This is a genomic window from Achromobacter sp. GQ309, assembly GCF_059759315.1.
In genome coordinates this window covers 829411-846402 of the sequence record NZ_JCAXDP010000001.1, presented here as the reverse complement: position 1 = coordinate 846402, position 16992 = coordinate 829411, and the positions used below count along the sequence as shown (strand labels likewise).

Here is a 16992-nt window from a genome sequence, read left to right as displayed (position 1 = left end):
GGCCGGCCCGGCTGGACCAGCCGGGTCGATCGACGCCAGCCGTCCAGTACAATCCGCGTTTGGCGACGTTGTGATCGCCCCTCTGTCTGGACCCCAAGCATGTTGCGTCTGTCTGAAATCAAGCTGCCGTTGAACCACACGCCCGAGGAACTGCCCGCGGCAATCCTCAATAAATTGGGCATTCCGGCCAGCGACCTGAACGGCTTCACCATCTTCCTGCGCAGCTACGACGCGCGCAAAAAGCACAACATCCTGCTCATCTACGCGCTGGATGTCGACGTCGCCAACGAAGCCGCGCTGCTCCAGCGCTTTCACGACGACCGCAACGTCAAGCCGTCCCCGGACACCGAATACAAGTTCGTCGCCCAGGCGCCCGCCACGCTCACCAAGCGCCCCATCGTCATCGGCACCGGCCCCTGTGGCCTTTTTGCCGGCCTCGTGCTGGCGCAGATGGGCTTCAAGCCCATCATCCTGGAACGCGGCAAGGCCGTGCGCGAGCGCACCAAGGACACCTGGGGTCTGTGGCGCAAGCGCATCCTGAATCCGGACTCCAATGTCCAGTTTGGCGAAGGCGGCGCCGGCACGTTCTCGGACGGCAAGCTGTATAGCCAGATCAAAGACCCCAAGCACTACGGTGAAAAGGTCTTGAAGGAATTCGTCCTGGCCGGCGCGCCCGAGGAAATCCTCTACGTCAGCAAGCCCCACATCGGCACATTCCGCCTGGTCGGCATGGTCGAAGTCATGCGCGACACCATCACCAAGCTGGGCGGCGAAGTCCGCTTCTCCAGCCGCGTTGAAACGCTGCACCGCGAAAGCGGCAAGGTCACCGGCGTCACGCTGGCAAACGGCGAACACATCGAAGCCGACCACGTCGTCCTCGCCATCGGCCACAGTGCCCGCGATACCTTCCAGATGCTGCTCGACCAGGGCGTGTTCATGGAAGCCAAGCCCTTCTCCATCGGCTTCCGGATCGAACATCCGCAGTCCCTCATCGACCGGGCGCGCTTCGGCCCCAATGCTGGCCACCCGATCCTGGGCGCCGCCGACTACAAGCTGGTGCACCACGCCAGCAACGGCCGCTCCGTTTACAGCTTCTGCATGTGCCCCGGCGGCACGGTCGTCGCGGCCACGTCAGAACCCAACCGCGTCGTCACCAACGGCATGAGCCAGTACTCGCGCAACGAACGCAATGCCAACGCCGGGATCGTCGTGGGGATTTCGCCTGAGGTCGATTACCCGGAGCATGTGCTGGCCGGTGTGGACTTCCAGCGCAAGTGGGAATCGCAGGCTTTCGAGCTCGGCGGCCGCAACTACAGCGCGCCGGGTCAGCTGGTGGGGGATTTTCTGGAAGGCAAGGCCTCGACGGAGTTCGGCGCGGTGCAGCCGTCCTACACGCCCGGCGTGCACCTGACCGACCTGGCCACCGCCCTGCCCGACTTTGCGATCACTGCGATTCGCGAGGCATTGCCGGCGTTTGACAAGACCATCAAGGGCTTCAACATGCCCGATGCCGTGCTGACGGGCGTGGAAACGCGGACGTCTTCGCCGATTCGCATCAAGCGGGATAACGAGACGCTGGAGAGCATCAACACGCAGGGATTGTTTCCCGCGGGTGAAGGCGCGGGTTATGCGGGCGGGATTCTGTCGGCGGGGGTGGACGGGATCAAGATTGCTGAGGCTGTGGCGCTGAGCATTATGGGGCGGGCGGGTTAAGTCGCGACCAGACCGCCAGCCGGCCCCCGGGCCGGCTACCCAACCCTGACTTACGCAGCCTCGCGCATCGCCCAGGGCAAGAGAAACTGTCCAATCCGTTCTTCGATGCGGCTCTCCACGGTCTTGAGCCGCAGCACGGCAACGCCGCTTTTTTCCAAAATGCTGTCCTTCAACGCATCCCGCTCCGATTGCTCGAGCGTGCCATGCGTCCCGCCGTCGACTTCGATCACGCCGACGGGCGCTTTCCCCACCCTGAAATAAATCACGAAATCGCAGCTTGCGCCCTGTCGCATGAACTCGCGTTCGCGGGTCGTCAGGCCTGGATTGGACATCGCCGCGACTTGATCCAGCGGGACCTGCGAATGGCACATCAGCGCGGCGCAGGCTGGTTCAGACAGCGCGTCCCGCAGCAACGCAGCCACGATACGCTCGGACCGGTATGCCGAATCTTTCAGCTGCAAGCGAGAGGCAAGCCGATCAAGCGACTTGTCGTATTCGCTATATAACAAGTCAAAGGCCGACACCACGGGCGCGCGCAGGATCTGCTTTTCGTCTGCGTAGTACTCCATGTAGCGGATCAATGCAGCAATCGGACCATTCCCAGCCGTAAAGACATCATCACCCGTCACCAATGTGAATCGCTTCTTGGCACGCGACACCGCCACATTGACCATGCGCGCATCGTCAACAAAATTGATCCGCTTTTCGTTCTCGCGCTTTTTATCAAGCACTGTGGAAAAGACGATCTCGTCGCACTCCCGACCTTGAAACTTGTGTACGGTGTCTCGCACAAAATCGCTGGGCAGATGCGATCCGGACAAGACAACCTGGGCTCTGAACGGTGCGATGAACCCTCTTCCTTCATCCTGCCACGCGCCATCCGAGCTCGGCGCTTCCAGGGACGCCATCAGGGAATCCAGTTCGCGAAGATTGGTATTTCCGCGCGAATGGTTTCCTTTGGCGGTAACGACAAGCCTTAACGCCCCGTCGCCTGCGTCGCTGTTCATCGGTATGAGTTCGTTGCCGTAAAACTGCTGATTGCAGAACTGGATGATTCTGGAATGACAGCGATAGTGTTCCTTCAGCAGCGTCCTGGGCAACGCCCCCTTGAACACATCAATGGCCGAATTCAGAAGGCTGTGCTTCTCGCAGTCGTAAGCGGCCGCGGGAGCTGCTACTGCAACACCCGACGGGATGTGCGCGAGCTGTTTGCTGTCGCCAACGATGACGGCGTTCTTCGCGCATCCCAGCGCCAAGATTCCCGGCACGATGTCTTGCTGGGAGGCCTCATCAATGATGACGTAGTCAAGGACCGCGCCCGACTCGATGGAATTGACGATTGAATGCGTGCTGCTGGTAAGGATCGGAAAGCGCTTGAGAAAGGCGTCGAAGTGGCGGCGGTACGTATCCGGTTCAAAAGGCGCAGTGTCTTGCACCTGCCGATGAAGATGCGCTTTCAGATATGTCATCGACCCCGTGGTCATGTCCTTTAGCAGCGCATCGAAGTTTCCGCCGGCCAATACGGCTTCGCAGGCGGCCAACTCCGCGTTCTTCTCGTTGAGCAAGCGGTCGTAATACCGCATCTGCAAGTCGTGGACGGCTGCGCGACGCAGTTCACCGTTCCCAAAGGCTTTGACGCGAATTATCTTGAAGTGCACAAACAGGTCCAACCGATTTCTTAACCCGATGCGCCCGTCGCCGAGGTGCCTCAGATAGGCCATCAGATCCGCCATCTTCTGCGCAGACAGCTTGAGTTTACGCAGGGATTCGACGCGCTGGCTTGGATTTTCTTCCTGCCATTGCTTCAGGTAACGCTGCTCCACCGACACCTCGTCGATTTCCGCCCTGAGCCTTGCCGCGGCGTTGTGCGCGGCCAAGAACTGCTTTAGCTGCGCGAGCGTCTTCTGCAACGACTCCATGTTTGGCGGCAACGCTAGCTCCCACGCCGGTACCGCAGGCTGAGCCGCAAAAAAATCCTCTCGGTTCTGTTGGCTTCCAAGGCAAGCCACCAGATAGTCCAGCCCGCACTTTCCGAGCTTTTCAAAGACGTTTCCCACGGCCGAATTGTTGTTGGAAAGGATGGCTACCGTTTGGCCTCGCAAAAGGATATTCGCGATGATATTGAGGATGGTCTGCGTCTTGCCCGTTCCTGGCGGCCCTTCGATAACACTTACCTGCGCTTCAAACGCGCGGTTCACTGCCGCCAACTGGCTTTCATTGACGCCAAAGGGAAAGATCAGGTCGCCTGCAGGCTGTTGCCGCGCATTCTGCCCCGTGCAGTAGGCATGCAAAGCAGTGTCTCCGCGAGGCGGCAATCGACCCAGCTGCCGGGTCACATTCGCCGCAACGATCTTCTGGTCCCCGATTGCCGCGTCCTCGCGGCCAGTTGCCACCGAAACGAAATACTGGAATACGTCACCGCCGTGCAACGGGGCCTGTGGAACGAGTTCGATGTCCGCAAGCTTCTCCACATAAATTCTGGAAGCGCCTGCGTACTCGATGGCGACATACTTCTCACCGTAGACCATCGCCCTCTCGACAGGCTTGGCCACGGCGCTTCCCTTCTTCATGCGCAGCACGTCGTTCAACTCACGAGTCGGCTCGACCCGGCAATCGCTGATGGGGCGGCTAAAGGACTTGCCCGAGGGAAACTGGCACGTCAGCACCAGGTTCTGGTGCTTGTCGCTCCAGTGGAGTGTCCAATCGCGGATCTGCCGCGTTTTATCTTCGCCAAGAACGAATACCGATGCCATATCTTTGCTACCCGACACTCCAAGCCAATTGCCGATTTAACAACGCCGATCTGAATGATCACAAATCCGCCGCATCCCGCAGCTCCACCCCATCCAGGTCCGCAGCGCATAGCGCGTCGTACATCACCCGATCGCAAACCGGGTCGATCGCCATCTGCGTCTGATTGAATATGTGCGCACTGCCGATGCGCTCCTCTCGAAACACGAGATTGGCGCCACCCACAATGGTGTAGTACAGCTCGTCTTCGCCGGTAAAGAAATTCCGGTCGTACTTCTTCTTGACCCGCGACGCTTCCACATCCAGTGCGTCGAGCGTGCGCATCACGCTGCAAAAATAATATTGCGGTCCTGGCGAGCCGTCGGCCTGCGTGTAGTCGCAAGCGCTGAACACAAAGGCCTCGGGATCGACCGACTCGAAGACCTGCTTCAACGGCTCCGAGACGATCCAGATGCCGCACCACTGCTCGAATTGCCGAAGCGCTCCGCCATTTTCAGGAACATGGACGATGTGCGGCCGTTCGCAGTATTGCGAAGGATCGCCGTCGGGCGGGACCATCGTGTACATGCCGGGCCGAATCAGCTTTTCCTCGTTGGCGATCACAATGCCAGGGCCAATGCCATCGCGCCAGAGGCTTGCGCCGAGGACGAAGTATTTTCCCTTCTGCGATTCGAACGTCGTCACGTGGGCATTCTCCGGGGCAAGCCTCGCGCGTCTGAACAGCGAGAAGTCGAAAGTCGGTACGTGGCAAACCGGCCAGTCAGGCCAGCGTGCGATGGAACCAGAGGGTCATCATCGTAACGCCACCGAGCGCCGCCGCGTTCATTCTGACGGCCGTGTCTGCGTCAACCCCGTAGGCGGCCCGTCGATAGCCGTCCAGCCCGCATCCACCGCCAGGCTGCTGCCCGAGATATAGCTCGCGGCATCCGACGCCAGAAACGCCACCGCCGCGCCCACTTCGGACGGCTGCCCCCAACGGTTCAGGACGGTGTGGCCGGCGTAGGTGTTGTAGATCTCGGGACGTTCCTTCAGCGGCTCGGTCAGACGGGTCTCGATGATGCTCGGCATCACCGCATTGACGCGCACACCGTAGCTGCCGACCTCGGCCGAAAACGCCTTCACCATCTGCTCGATGCCCGCTTTGGTGGCCGCATAAATGCCGAGCCCCGGCTCGATCGTCACGGCGCGCATCGACGAACACAGGATCAGGCTGCCAGTGCCCTGCTTCATCATCGGTCGGCCAAAGTGGCGCATGAAGTGAAAGGCGCCGCGCAGGTTCAGGTTCACCACCTGGTCGAATTCTTCTTCCGTGTAATCGATGATGAGCTTGCGAATGTTCAGCGCCGGGGTTGCCACCGCGATGTCGATCCGGTTTTTTTCATCCAGAACGCTGGCGGCCAATTGCGCGATGGACTCGCCGCTGGCGGCATCGGTCTGCATCCAGTTGGCCGCACCGCCGCCGTCGATGATCTGCTGCGCCGTGATTTGCGCGCCGTCCTCGTCGCGGTCCGCGCACATCACGTAAGCGCCCATCGCGCCCAGCGCGTGCGCCGACGCCTGACCGATGCCGGACGCCGCGCCCAGCACGACGGCGATCTTGCCTTGAAGACTGAAAAGTTGGGGATAGTTGGTCATGAAGCTTCGATGAAAACTGTTATGGAGGCGGATCGCACGCGGGAAACATCCGGCTGGCCCATAGCTCCGACGCTTGGCTATTATCCTTGCATGACCCAAGCTCCGCCCATCGCCATCGCCACGCAGATCGATGACGCCAGACGCGTCATCGACCGCCATCTCGGAACCCGCCTTGCCGCCATCCATCTGTTCGGCTCCGCCGTCGACGGCGGGCTGCAACCACACAGCGATATCGACCTGCTCGTCACCGTGACCGCGCCGCCCGACGCGGCCACGCTCCGTGCATTGGCGACCGAACTGCTGACGGTCTCCGCGCCACCGGGCCAGTCGCCCAGTTTGCGCGCACTTGAAGTCACCGTGATGACGCTTCAGCATGTCGTGCCTTGGCGCCACCCGGCCCGCCGGGAGCTTCAGTTTGGCGAATGGCTGCGCAAAGACTTACTGGCGGGCATCGTGGAGCCGCCCATGCAGGACCACGACCTCGCCATCGTTCTGACAAAGGTGTTGGGCCACAGCATTCCGGTCTTCGGCCCGCCCGCCGACCAGCTTTTTGACGCCGTTCCGCGCCAAGATCTGATGCGCGCATTGCTCGACACCGTTGCGCAGTGGAACCAACCAGAGGACTGGGCGGACGAGGAGCGGAATATCATCCTGGCGCTGGCGCGCATCTGGTACACGGCTGTGACAGGAGAAATCGCTTCGAAGGCCGACGCGGCGGCGTGGCTGCTGGCGCGGATCGAACCGCAATTTCGGCCGATCCTCAACCACGCGCGGGCGATTTATCTTGGGCAAGCGCCGGACGATTTGGCGCAGCGGCATGCGATTGAAACCGAGGCGTTCATCACTCACACACGTCGAGTCATCGAGGGTCTTTGCTCCGCCCGTTAACTGCGGAACCGGCGCATGACATTCATTGCGCCCCGCGTCTTCGGAAGCTCAACTGGCCGCTGGCATCGCTGCTAAAAGCGTAGGGCGAGTGCAGGCAACACGGCGAGCCGCCTGCCCACTATGCTAGGTGCAGCGACTGCCAAACCTGCACATCAAGTCGCAGATTCGACAACCGGTCAGTTACTGCTGCGAAGAACCGATCTGCAGAACCGAAGCGTCGCGCTGCATATAGCGGTTCATGATCTGGCTAAGAATCGGATTGTCCACATTCTCTGCCTTTGGCGCAGTCAAGCTGACGACCGCCGCGCACAGCTTGCCAGCCTGGACGGTACGTCCCTTCACATCGGCCTGCACCGCCGCTGCCAAGCCCTGCTTCCACGCAGCGCCAACACCATCGACCGCCTGCTGAGCGGCGGCGCAATCTGCATACGACAAAGCAATCACAACGGCCGGCGCATCCTTGACCTGCACATCGGCAATGATGCCCCCAAAGTAAGGCGGAATGCCGCGCCCGCTGGACGCCGCGGCCGCCTGAAGCTTCTGCTTCGCACTATCCAGATCGCCGGGCGATCCCGACAACACCTTGGCCGGATCGACCCCTTGCAGACCAAAAACCGGCGAGATGACGGCCGCTTGCACGATCTTCCCACCATCCGCAGGCACGGCTTCCTTCAACCCGGCCACGGCAGCCGCAACGATCTCGCTGTCCGCAACGGACGGCGCAGTCTGGGACAGCGTCTTCATTCCCGCCGGCCCTGCCGCCTGCACCAACGCTGTATCAAGCGGCAAGACAAACGTCGGCATGCCCATCGTGCCCCGCCATGGCTGCTGCCCGGTGGCTTTGGCCAGATCGGGCTTATTGGGCTCGCCGTTTGCCAACAGGCCGGCCACATCGCTTTCCACCGGCTTGAACTCAGCCTGCTTCAGTCGATCCACAAACTTCGCCGCGGCTTGTTTGTCCTTCAGGCCCCAGTAGGTGACATTGCTGGGCGACTGGCCAAATCCGGCGAAATAGGACAACTCGTCGAAAGGGATATGCGCGCTATCGGACCACTTGTCCAGACCGTGACCAATGGATTGAAGCGGAGTGATTGCCTGGGCAATGGACAACCGACGCATGGCGTCGGCGGTGGGTCCGGTCTTTTCAAGGCCCCGCCACGCTTGCACGTCCAGGAAAGATATCTGTATGGCTTCAGGGGCGCTCAACACCACCTGCGGTACTTGCTTCAAGGCCTGCTGTAAGGTTTGCGTACTGTCCTGTGCAGCCACCGCCGTACCACTAACAGTCATCAAGCCAAGTGCAAGGGCCTTTAAGCGCATCCGATATCTCCTGTGGGGTGTTACCTAAATGAGATCGGGCAGTATATATGGTCGGTCACCATTAAAACGGAAACACTTGGGCGGCCTTGCGAATATTCGACACCTCTAAACAACTGAACTCCGGTCAAACGGGCCAGCCATCGCTTGGGCGCATCGCGTTGTCGCGAATCTGCTACCAAGCACTGAATAGACAAGGTAAACACCAAATCCTAACCGTCAGGCGACGTTACTCATTGTAGTATTTGGGTCTGTGGCGGCTGTGTTGCCCCACCCCTCATATACGAATGGACCACTAGCATGGATTTGCGTCATGGTCTTCACAAAAGAAAGCGCGCTGCGAGGCGTAGCTCAATCATCCCGAGCCGAACACAGTTATGTCAGTAATTAATGGAACTACCGCAGACATCCATACGAAGTTGCTGCAAAGCCGCCAGGAATTATTAGACATTGGGCTGCGCAACAATCTGATCAGCGCAAGAAAAACAAGCAAAACAATTACTGTTCATTCGGCAGCGGCAGAGTCTCTCTTGATAGCTCTGGTGGACAATCAAAAGACACTCACGTTCCGTGCAACAGGAGTCGGCCGGACCAGTGCTTCAGCCGCGGCAGGTTCTCAAGCTACGACGGCACCTACAATAGCCGCTCCGCGTTCCTTCGCCGACGACTCAACTGACAGCGATGTTGAACGCCTAGACGCAAAGCCATGCAACAGCTCCCCTGTGCTCGAAGGCGCACAACCCCTACCAAATCACCAGACCAAACCCGTCGGGCATCGCGCTCACGAGCTGCAAGTGGCCAGCACCGAAGACTCGCTTTCTCTTCAACTGTTGAAGATTCGCTCGGACGCGCAAGCGTTTGTGGAAGAGCAAGGCGCAAACCTTCTATTCCTCGCTATCGGATTTCTTCATTGGTATGAAAGCGATTCTTCCAAAGATCCGAGGCGCGCGCCTCTAGTACTAGTACCGTGCAACTTAGTGCGCAAATCGGCCCAAGAGACGTTCCACCTAGAGCCCACCGGTGACGACATTCAGGTGAACATGTCGCTGGCCGCCAAGCTTCGCACTGATTTCGGCATCGCCTTGCCAATGCCCGATGCCGAGGCCGAATGGGATGCCGCCGCATGGCTCGAGTATTTCATGGCCGTAGAGCGCGCTGTGGCCCGTCAGCCGCGCTGGCGCGTGTGCGCCGATGAAGTGATGCTTGGGTTTTTTTCGTTTGGCAAGTTCCTCATGTACAAGGACCTGGATCCTGAAACATGGCCTAAGGAAAAGCAACCGAGCGACCACCCCGTGGTCCGCCGCCTGATTGGCGAGGGATTCGCCGGAGACTCTGCTGCTTATCACGAGGACGTGCACATTGACGAGGTGATCACACCGGGCGAAGTGCACTTCGTCAAGGACGCGGACAGTAGTCAAACTCAAGCCATTCTGGAGGTTCGCGAAGGGCGAAATCTCGTGATTCAAGGCCCTCCGGGGACAGGAAAATCTCAGACGATCACCAACCTCATTGCCGAACTCGTTGGCCAAGACAAGACGGTACTGTTCGTCGCTGAGAAGATGGCGGCCCTTGAGGTGGTGAAGCGGAGATTGGACGAATGCCATCTCGGCGATGCCGTACTTGAGCTGCACAGCCACCGTGCCACCAAAACCGCCGTTCTTCGAGATCTGGCCCACGCACTGGAACAAGGGCGGCCCGTCGTGGAGAGCGGTGAGCGCGACTTGCAGCAGTTGCGAAGAGTCCAAACTGAGTTGAACGCTTACTGTGAAGCGGTGGCGGCGCCTGTGGGCAAAACAAAGATGCCGTTTTCTGTAGTGCTAGGTCGGCTGCTGTCCCTGAAACGGCAGTTCCCCGACTTGACGGCGCTCGCGATGCCCGCCATGGTCAAATGGGAAGAGAAGGATCATGTCGACGCCCTGGATCTCGTAGACAGCATGGTGCTGGTACTGGGCGCGCTGGGTCGTCCAACAGCTAGCGCGTTATGGGGGAGCCAGCACACAGTCTTCACACCTATCGAAGAGAACCGAGCGAACGAAGCGCTGAGTCGGGGCAGCGCCGCGCTTCAATCATTGCTGCGATCTTCGAATGACCTGTCTCAACGCCTACAGTTCACCCAGCCGGCGAGCCTGCATGATATCGACGTCGTATGCAGAGCCGCGAGACGCGCAGCCGAGGCCCCCAAGCTTTCTGGCATCCGCCTATCGACAGGAGACTGGCAGGCACGCCGCGACGCACTAAAAGCATTGACCGATGCAGGATCCGGGATGACATCGGCACGACGGCACTGGTCTGCAAGTTTGATAGATGCGGCTGAGAACGAGGATCTGCTTTCCGCACGTCAAAGTCTAGCCCGATATGGGGGCAAGTGGTGGCGCTCCCTGTCGGGCGAATGGCGTGCGGCAAAGAGAAGAATGCAGGGGCTTGCGAAATCGGACTTACCTAACGATCCGCAGCAACTAGTCGAGCTGGCGGACAGCGTGCTCGCGTATCAACAGCATAAGAAAATTTACGTTTCCCATGCGGCGTTAGGGGAAGCGCTATTCGGCGCGCAATGGCAATTCGAAAAATCCGATTGGGATGTACTGGACCGCATTTCGCGTTGGGTGATCACCTTGCATGATGAGGTTGGCAAAGGTGACATGCCTCAGGGCATCGTGGATTTCTTGTCGGGACACCAAGATGCAAGCGGTCTTGGAGAAATGGCAGCATCCACAGAAGCCAACGTTAACGCTCTTAAAGCCGCTGTAGAGGCCGCAACCACTTCGCTGGCGCTGAAGCCAATTCCCTGGACCGAACATCCTCTGCAAGAGCTCGGTGATCGCCTTGACACGTGGCTTAGGCAGTTGCCTCAACTCCACCATATGGCGCGATTCAACACCCTGACCGCGCGATTTAATGCAGCAGGGTTAGAACCTATTAGGGAGGTTGCTCAGAATTGCGACCAAGCCGACACTCTGCGTCCGCTGTTGGATATCAGTTGGTATGACTTCTTGGTGCAAAAGGCCTATAACGATCACCCGGCATTAGCGGGGTTCGATCGCCTGGAACATGAGCACAGAATTCAACGCTTCAAGAATCTAGACCTCGCGTCGATCGAACATGCGCAGACTAAGCTCGCTACGGACATTTGGAAACGAAAGCCTCAGATAAATCAGCCTGGTGAAATGGCCGTACTGAGAGGAGAGATCAATAAAAAGCGTAAACATCTGCCAATTCGCCAATTGATCGACCGTGCGGGGCGCGCGATCCAACAATTAAAACCGGTGTTCATGATGAGCCCGATGTCGATTGCCAACTTTCTGCCTCCGGCCAAGGTGGCGTTCGACGTCGTGATCTTCGACGAGGCGTCGCAGGTTAAAGCGGTAGACGCACTGGGCGCAATTTTACGAGGCCAGCAAGTCATCGTGGTCGGCGACACTCGGCAGATGCCGCCAACCGATTTCTTCAGTCGTGACGCTGAGCAAGAAGACGACACGGAAACTGCCGACATCGAGAGCATTCTTAGCCTATTTAAAGCCAAAGGCTGCAACGAACGATACCTGCGTTGGCACTACCGAAGCCGACACGAGTCGCTGATCGCCGTATCCAATGCCGAGTTTTACGATAGCAAGCTCGTGGTATTTCCCGCCGCTGGTCAGAATCGATATGCAACGGGCATATCCTTCAGACATAACCCCGCTGCGCTATACGATCGCGGTAAGACGCGCAGCAATCCCGGCGAGGCGCAAGCGGTCGCAGAAGCAGTCCTTGAGCACGCCCGCACTACCCCACATCTGTCGTTGGGCGTAGCCGCTTTCAGCGTCGCTCAGCGCGATCGTATCGAGGAGGAGTTGGAACGTTTGCGCAAGGCGCACCCTGAAACCGAAGTGTTTTTCGCTTCGCATCCCAATGAACCATTCTTCGTAAAAAATTTGGAGAACATCCAGGGGGATGAACGAGACGTCATGTTTATCAGCATTGGATATGGCCGCAATGAGTCCGGTCGCATCGCGAAGGAATTCGGGCCGCTGAATCGTGAGGGTGGACATCGTCGACTTAACGTACTTATTACACGCGCCAAGATGGCGATGACTGTGTTTAGCAACTTCCGCGCTGACGAGCTTGAGCTGGACGCAGGCGCCAAACATGGCGTACGCGCGTTGAAGAATCTGCTCAAGTACGCCGAGACGCGCGAACTGGAATGCAGTGTAGAAACCGGGAAAGCGACGGATTCTCCATTTGAAGATCAGGTTATGCGCGCGCTTCAGGAACGAGGCTATAGTATCGAGCCCCAGGTTGGCACCGCCGGCTACTTCATCGACCTTGCAGTGCGCGATCCAGCGCTTCCTGGACGTTATTTGCTGGCAATAGAATGTGACGGCGCGGCTTATCACAGCGCAAAATCAGCTCGAGACCGCGATCGCCTGCGCCAAGGCGTCCTCGAAGGCTTGGGATGGCGCTTTCATCGTATTTGGAGCACGGACTGGTTCCGAAATGCAGGAAACGAGACAGACCGGGTCATAGACGCAATCAAAGCGGCCCAAGAATCGTTTGAAGCAGCGACTGAATCTGCCCAATTGAAGGTCTTGTCCCCCGCCCGGTCTGAAGCGTCTGCGAAGATCGAATTCGATCGAGAAGCAGCTGATTTGTCGGACGCGGGCCTTCCCGCCGCTCGGTACGTCTCGGTCGAACTCCCTCTACAAAGGGACGGCAGCGACATCCTATCTGCGCCACTGCACACCCTTCGTGAATTGGTGACGGCTGTTGTTGATGGCGAAGCCCCTGTAAGCGTGGACATCATCGGTCGTCGGCTTATGGCTGCGTTCGGCGTCAGCAGGGCCGGGACGAGAGTGGTCGCCCGCATCAAGGATGCGGTGGATGCCGCAATTAACGAGCACGCATACATTCTGCAGGACGAAGGATTTGTCATTCGGCCTGGGCAGTTGGATGGAAGCGTGCCAATTACAATCCGCGACAGATCATCATTGCCGACAGCTGAACGGAAGATCGAACTGATTGCACCTGAGGAAATTCGAGCCGCATTGGTTCAGACGACATCGCTTGCGTTTTCAATATCTTCCGCACACCTAATCGCTGAAGTGGCTCGGCAGCTAGGATTTAATCGCGCAAGTGCAAATATCACGGCCCGGATCGAGGCACAGTTGGGCGTGCTTTTGGCAACTCGAACGCTAAACCCCATCGACGACGGACGCATAGTCGTGGCACAACCGGCATCAGCACGAGACGTTTCCTGAAAGTCTAGCTTTCGCCCGATAAACGGCATACAGGGTGCGTCGCGGCTTTGGTCACATACCGCAGCACCAAAGATAAACCGGAGGATGCTGCAATAGAAAAAAGGCGCCGAAACGCCTTTTTTCACTATTGCGGGAACCACACTACCGCAGGATCACTCCCACTCAATCGTCGCCGGCGGCTTGCTCGACACGTCGTACACGACCCGATTGATCCCGCGCACTTCGTTGATAATCCGCGAGGAAACCCGAGCCAACAACGGATGCGGCAACGGCGCCCAATCCGCAGTCATGAAGTCAAACGTCTGCACCGCACGCAGCGCCACGACATACTCATACGTACGCCCGTCGCCCATCACGCCCACCGACTTCACCGGCAGGAACACGGCAAACGCCTGCGAGGTCAGCTCGTACCAGGTCAGACCGCTGGCCTCGTCCTTGGTATTACGCAGCTCTTCAATAAAGATCGCGTCGGCACGGCGCAGCAGTTCGGCATATTCATGCTTCACTTCGCCCAGAATGCGCACACCCAGACCCGGACCCGGGAACGGATGACGGTACACCATCTGCGGCGGCAGACCTAACGCCACGCCCAGTTCGCGGACTTCGTCCTTGAACAGTTCGCGCAGGGGCTCCAGCAGTTGCAGGTTCAGCGTGTCCGGCAGGCCGCCCACGTTGTGGTGCGACTTGATCGACGTGGCCTTGCCCGTCTTGGCGCCGGCGGATTCGATGACGTCGGGGTAGATCGTGCCCTGAGCCAGCCACTTGGCGCTCTTCTGCTTGCCAGCTTGTTCCTGGAAGACTTCGACGAATTCGCGGCCGATGATCTTGCGCTTGGCTTCGGGGTCGGCGACGCCGGCCAGTTTGCCCATGAATTGCGCGGTGGCGTCGACGTGAATGATCTTCACGCCCATGTTTTCGGCGAAGGTCTGCATGACCTGCTTGCCTTCGTCCAGACGCAGCAGGCCGTGGTCGACGAAAACGCAGGTGAGCTGGTCGCCGATGGCCTTGTGGATCAGTGCAGCGGCAACCGAGGAGTCCACGCCGCCGGACAGGCCCAGGATGACTTCGTCGGTGCCGACCTGTTCGCGGATGCGGGCGACGGCTTCAGAGACGTAGTCAGGCATGTTCCAGTCGCCCGTGCATTCGCAGATTTCGTTCACAAAGCGGGCCAGCATGGCCTTGCCCTGAACGGTGTGCGTGACTTCGGGGTGGAACTGGACGGCGTAGAAGCGGCGGTCTTCGTCGGCCATGCCGGCGATGGGGCAGGACGGCGTGGAGGCCATCAGCTTGAAGCCGGGGGGCAGTTCGGTGACCTTGTCGCCGTGGCTCATCCAGACCTTGAGCATGCCGTGGCCTTCGGGCGTGCTGAAGTCTTCCAGGCCTTCCAGCAGCTTGGTGTGACCGTGAGCGCGGACTTCGGCGTAGCCGAATTCGCGGTGGTCGGAGAAGCTGACCACGCCGCCCAGTTGCTGCGCCATGGACTGCATGCCGTAGCAGATGCCCAGCACGGGAACGCCCAGCTCGAACACGGCGTGCGGCACGCGCATGGAGCCCTCTTCGTAGGCCGAAGCGTGGCTGCCGGACAGGATGATGCCCTTCAGACCCTGCGCCTGCTGTTCGCGCACGAAGGCGTCGTCGACGTCGCCAGGGTGGACTTCGGAATAGACGCCGGCTTCGCGGACGCGGCGGGCGATCAGCTGGGTGACTTGCGAACCGTAGTCGAGGATAAGAATGCGCTGGTGCATGGAGACTCTACCCGTTGGAAATAAAACCGCACCGGCAGACCCGCTGTTCTTTGCGGATCTGCCGGTGCGTGATGCATGACATTGTAGTTGACTGTGCGGATCAGTCGGCGCGGTAGTTGGGCGCTTCCTTGGTGATCTGCACGTCGTGCACGTGGGACTCGCGCACGCCCGCGGAGGTGATCTCCACGAACTCGGTCTTGGTGCGCATGTCGTCGATGGTGGCGGCGCCGCAGTAGCCCATGGAGGCGCGGATGCCGCCGACCAGTTGGTAAATGATGGCGAGCACGCTGCCCTTGTAGGGGACGCGGCCTTCGATGCCTTCGGGGACCAGCTTGTCGGCGTTGTTGGCCGGGTCCTGGAAGTAGCGGTCGGCCGAGCCTTCCGTCATGGCGCCCAGGCTGCCCATGCCGCGGTACGACTTGTACGACCGGCCCTGGAACAGCACGACTTCGCCGGGGGCTTCTTCGGTGCCGGCGAACATGCCGCCCATCATGCATGCGAACGCGCCAGCGGCCAGCGCCTTGGCGACGTCGCCCGAGTAGCGGATGCCGCCGTCGGCGATGAGCGGAACGCCCGTGCCTTCCAGCGCCTTGGCGACTTCGGAGATGGCGTGGATTTGCGGCACGCCGACGCCGGCCACGATACGCGTGGTGCAGATGGAGCCCGGGCCGATGCCGACCTTGACGCCGTCGGCGCCGTGTTCGACCAGCGCGCGCGCGGCGGCTGCGGTGGCGATGTTGCCGCCGATGACTTCAACCTTGGGGTAGTTCTGCTTGACCCAGCGCACGCCTTCGAGCACGCCCTTGGAGTGGCCGTGCGCGGTATCAACGATGAGAACGTCGACGCCAGCGGCGACCAGCTTTTCAACGCGTTCTTCGGTGTTGCCGCCTACGCCCACCGCCGCGCCAACGCGCAATTGGCCTTGGGCGTCCTTGCTGGCCATCGGGTGTTCGGTGTTCTTGACGATGTCCTTGACGGTGGCCAAGCCACGCAGTTCAAAGCCGTCGTTCACGATCAGCACGCGTTCCAGACGGTGCTTGTGCATCAGGGCCTGCGCTTCGTCGAGCGTGGCGCCTTCCTTCATGGTGACCAGGCGTTCCTGCGGCGTCATGATGTTGCGCAGGGGCTGATCCAGGTTTTCTTCGAAGCGCAGATCGCGGTTGGTGACGATGCCGACCAGCTTGCGGCCTTCGACGACCGGCAGGCCCGAGATGCCATGCTGGCGCTGCAACGCAATGGCGTCGCGCACTTTCATCTGGGGGGTGACGGTGACCGGATCGATCACGATGCCGAACTCGTGGCGCTTGACGCGAGCCACTTCACGCGCTTGGGCGTCGGCGGAGAGATTCTTGTGGATGATCCCGATGCCGCCTTCTTGCGCCATGGCGATGGCCAGACGCGATTCGGTGACGGTGTCCATGGCGGCGGACACGAGGGGGATATTCAGACTGATATTGCGAGTCAGGCGCGTGGCCAGGGAGGTGTCGCGCGGCAACACCTCGGAATACGCAGGCACCAACAACACATCGTCGAAGGTGAGCGCTTTTTGAACGAGACGCATGGGTAACTCCGGGCGCAAAGCGAGATTATACGCCGTCGGCATGTTTTGACTAGGTGTTGACCCTAGGTTGGGATGGATATTTATGACACTGCCTAACGACGCGGTTCACGCGCCTTAGCGTTTTATCCGGATTCTATTGACAGCTGTT

9 protein-coding genes are annotated in these 16992 nt (G+C 59.7%); 3 read left to right on the top strand and 6 right to left on the bottom strand.

All coding sequences use genetic code 11. The features are described 5' to 3' along the window. The first annotated feature begins 99 nt into the window (after nucleotides 1-99). Nucleotides 100-1713 (top strand): NAD(P)/FAD-dependent oxidoreductase, encoded by a 1614-nt coding sequence (locus tag AC6CIE_RS03935; protein WP_498091238.1) that lies wholly within the window; start codon nucleotides 100-102, stop codon nucleotides 1711-1713. 50 nt (nucleotides 1714-1763) lie between these two features. Here the strand turns inward: AC6CIE_RS03935 and AC6CIE_RS03930 are convergent, their stop codons facing one another. From AC6CIE_RS03930 to AC6CIE_RS03920, 3 genes are all read right to left on the bottom strand, one after another. Further along, nucleotides 1764-4466, bottom strand: a complete 2703-nt coding sequence (locus AC6CIE_RS03930; RefSeq protein WP_498091236.1) for an AAA domain-containing protein — start codon at nucleotides 4464-4466, stop codon at nucleotides 1764-1766. A 58-nt stretch (nucleotides 4467-4524) separates the two neighbouring features. After that, a complete protein-coding gene (locus tag AC6CIE_RS03925) occupies nucleotides 4525-5148 on the bottom strand; it encodes an imm11 family protein (protein ID WP_498091234.1) in 624 nt (207 codons plus the stop codon). Nucleotides 5149-5286: 138 nt separating this feature from the next. Next, the gene (locus AC6CIE_RS03920; RefSeq protein WP_498091233.1) at nucleotides 5287-6099 is read right to left on the bottom strand and encodes an SDR family NAD(P)-dependent oxidoreductase; all 813 of its coding nucleotides are present in this window, start codon (nucleotides 6097-6099) and stop codon (nucleotides 5287-5289) included. 90 nt (nucleotides 6100-6189) lie between these two features. Here AC6CIE_RS03920 and AC6CIE_RS03915 point away from each other — a divergent pair, with 90 nt between their 5' ends. Further along, the gene (locus AC6CIE_RS03915; RefSeq protein WP_498091231.1) at nucleotides 6190-6987 is read left to right on the top strand and encodes an aminoglycoside adenylyltransferase family protein; all 798 of its coding nucleotides are present in this window, start codon (nucleotides 6190-6192) and stop codon (nucleotides 6985-6987) included. 180 nt (nucleotides 6988-7167) lie between these two features. On the opposite strand, the gene AC6CIE_RS03910 is transcribed toward AC6CIE_RS03915, so the two are convergent. Next, on the bottom strand, nucleotides 7168-8307 hold the full coding sequence (locus AC6CIE_RS03910) for a hypothetical protein (protein ID WP_498091229.1): 1140 nt from the start codon (nucleotides 8305-8307) through the stop codon (nucleotides 7168-7170). 374 nt (nucleotides 8308-8681) lie between these two features. Between AC6CIE_RS03910 and AC6CIE_RS03905 the strand changes: the two genes are divergently transcribed. Next, on the top strand, nucleotides 8682-13538 hold the full coding sequence (locus AC6CIE_RS03905) for a DUF3320 domain-containing protein (protein WP_498091227.1): 4857 nt from the start codon (nucleotides 8682-8684) through the stop codon (nucleotides 13536-13538). A gap of 152 nt (nucleotides 13539-13690) precedes the next feature. Here AC6CIE_RS03905 and guaA read toward each other — a convergent pair whose 3' ends face one another. Both guaA and guaB read right to left on the bottom strand, forming a co-directional pair. Next, the gene (gene guaA / locus AC6CIE_RS03900; RefSeq protein WP_175121190.1) at nucleotides 13691-15283 is read right to left on the bottom strand and encodes a glutamine-hydrolyzing GMP synthase; all 1593 of its coding nucleotides are present in this window, start codon (nucleotides 15281-15283) and stop codon (nucleotides 13691-13693) included. 100 nt (nucleotides 15284-15383) lie between these two features. Further along, nucleotides 15384-16844: an IMP dehydrogenase gene (guaB, locus tag AC6CIE_RS03895; protein ID WP_175121189.1), complete on the bottom strand. Its 1461-nt coding sequence runs from the start codon at nucleotides 16842-16844 to the stop codon at nucleotides 15384-15386. Nucleotides 16845-16992 lie beyond the last annotated feature (148 nt).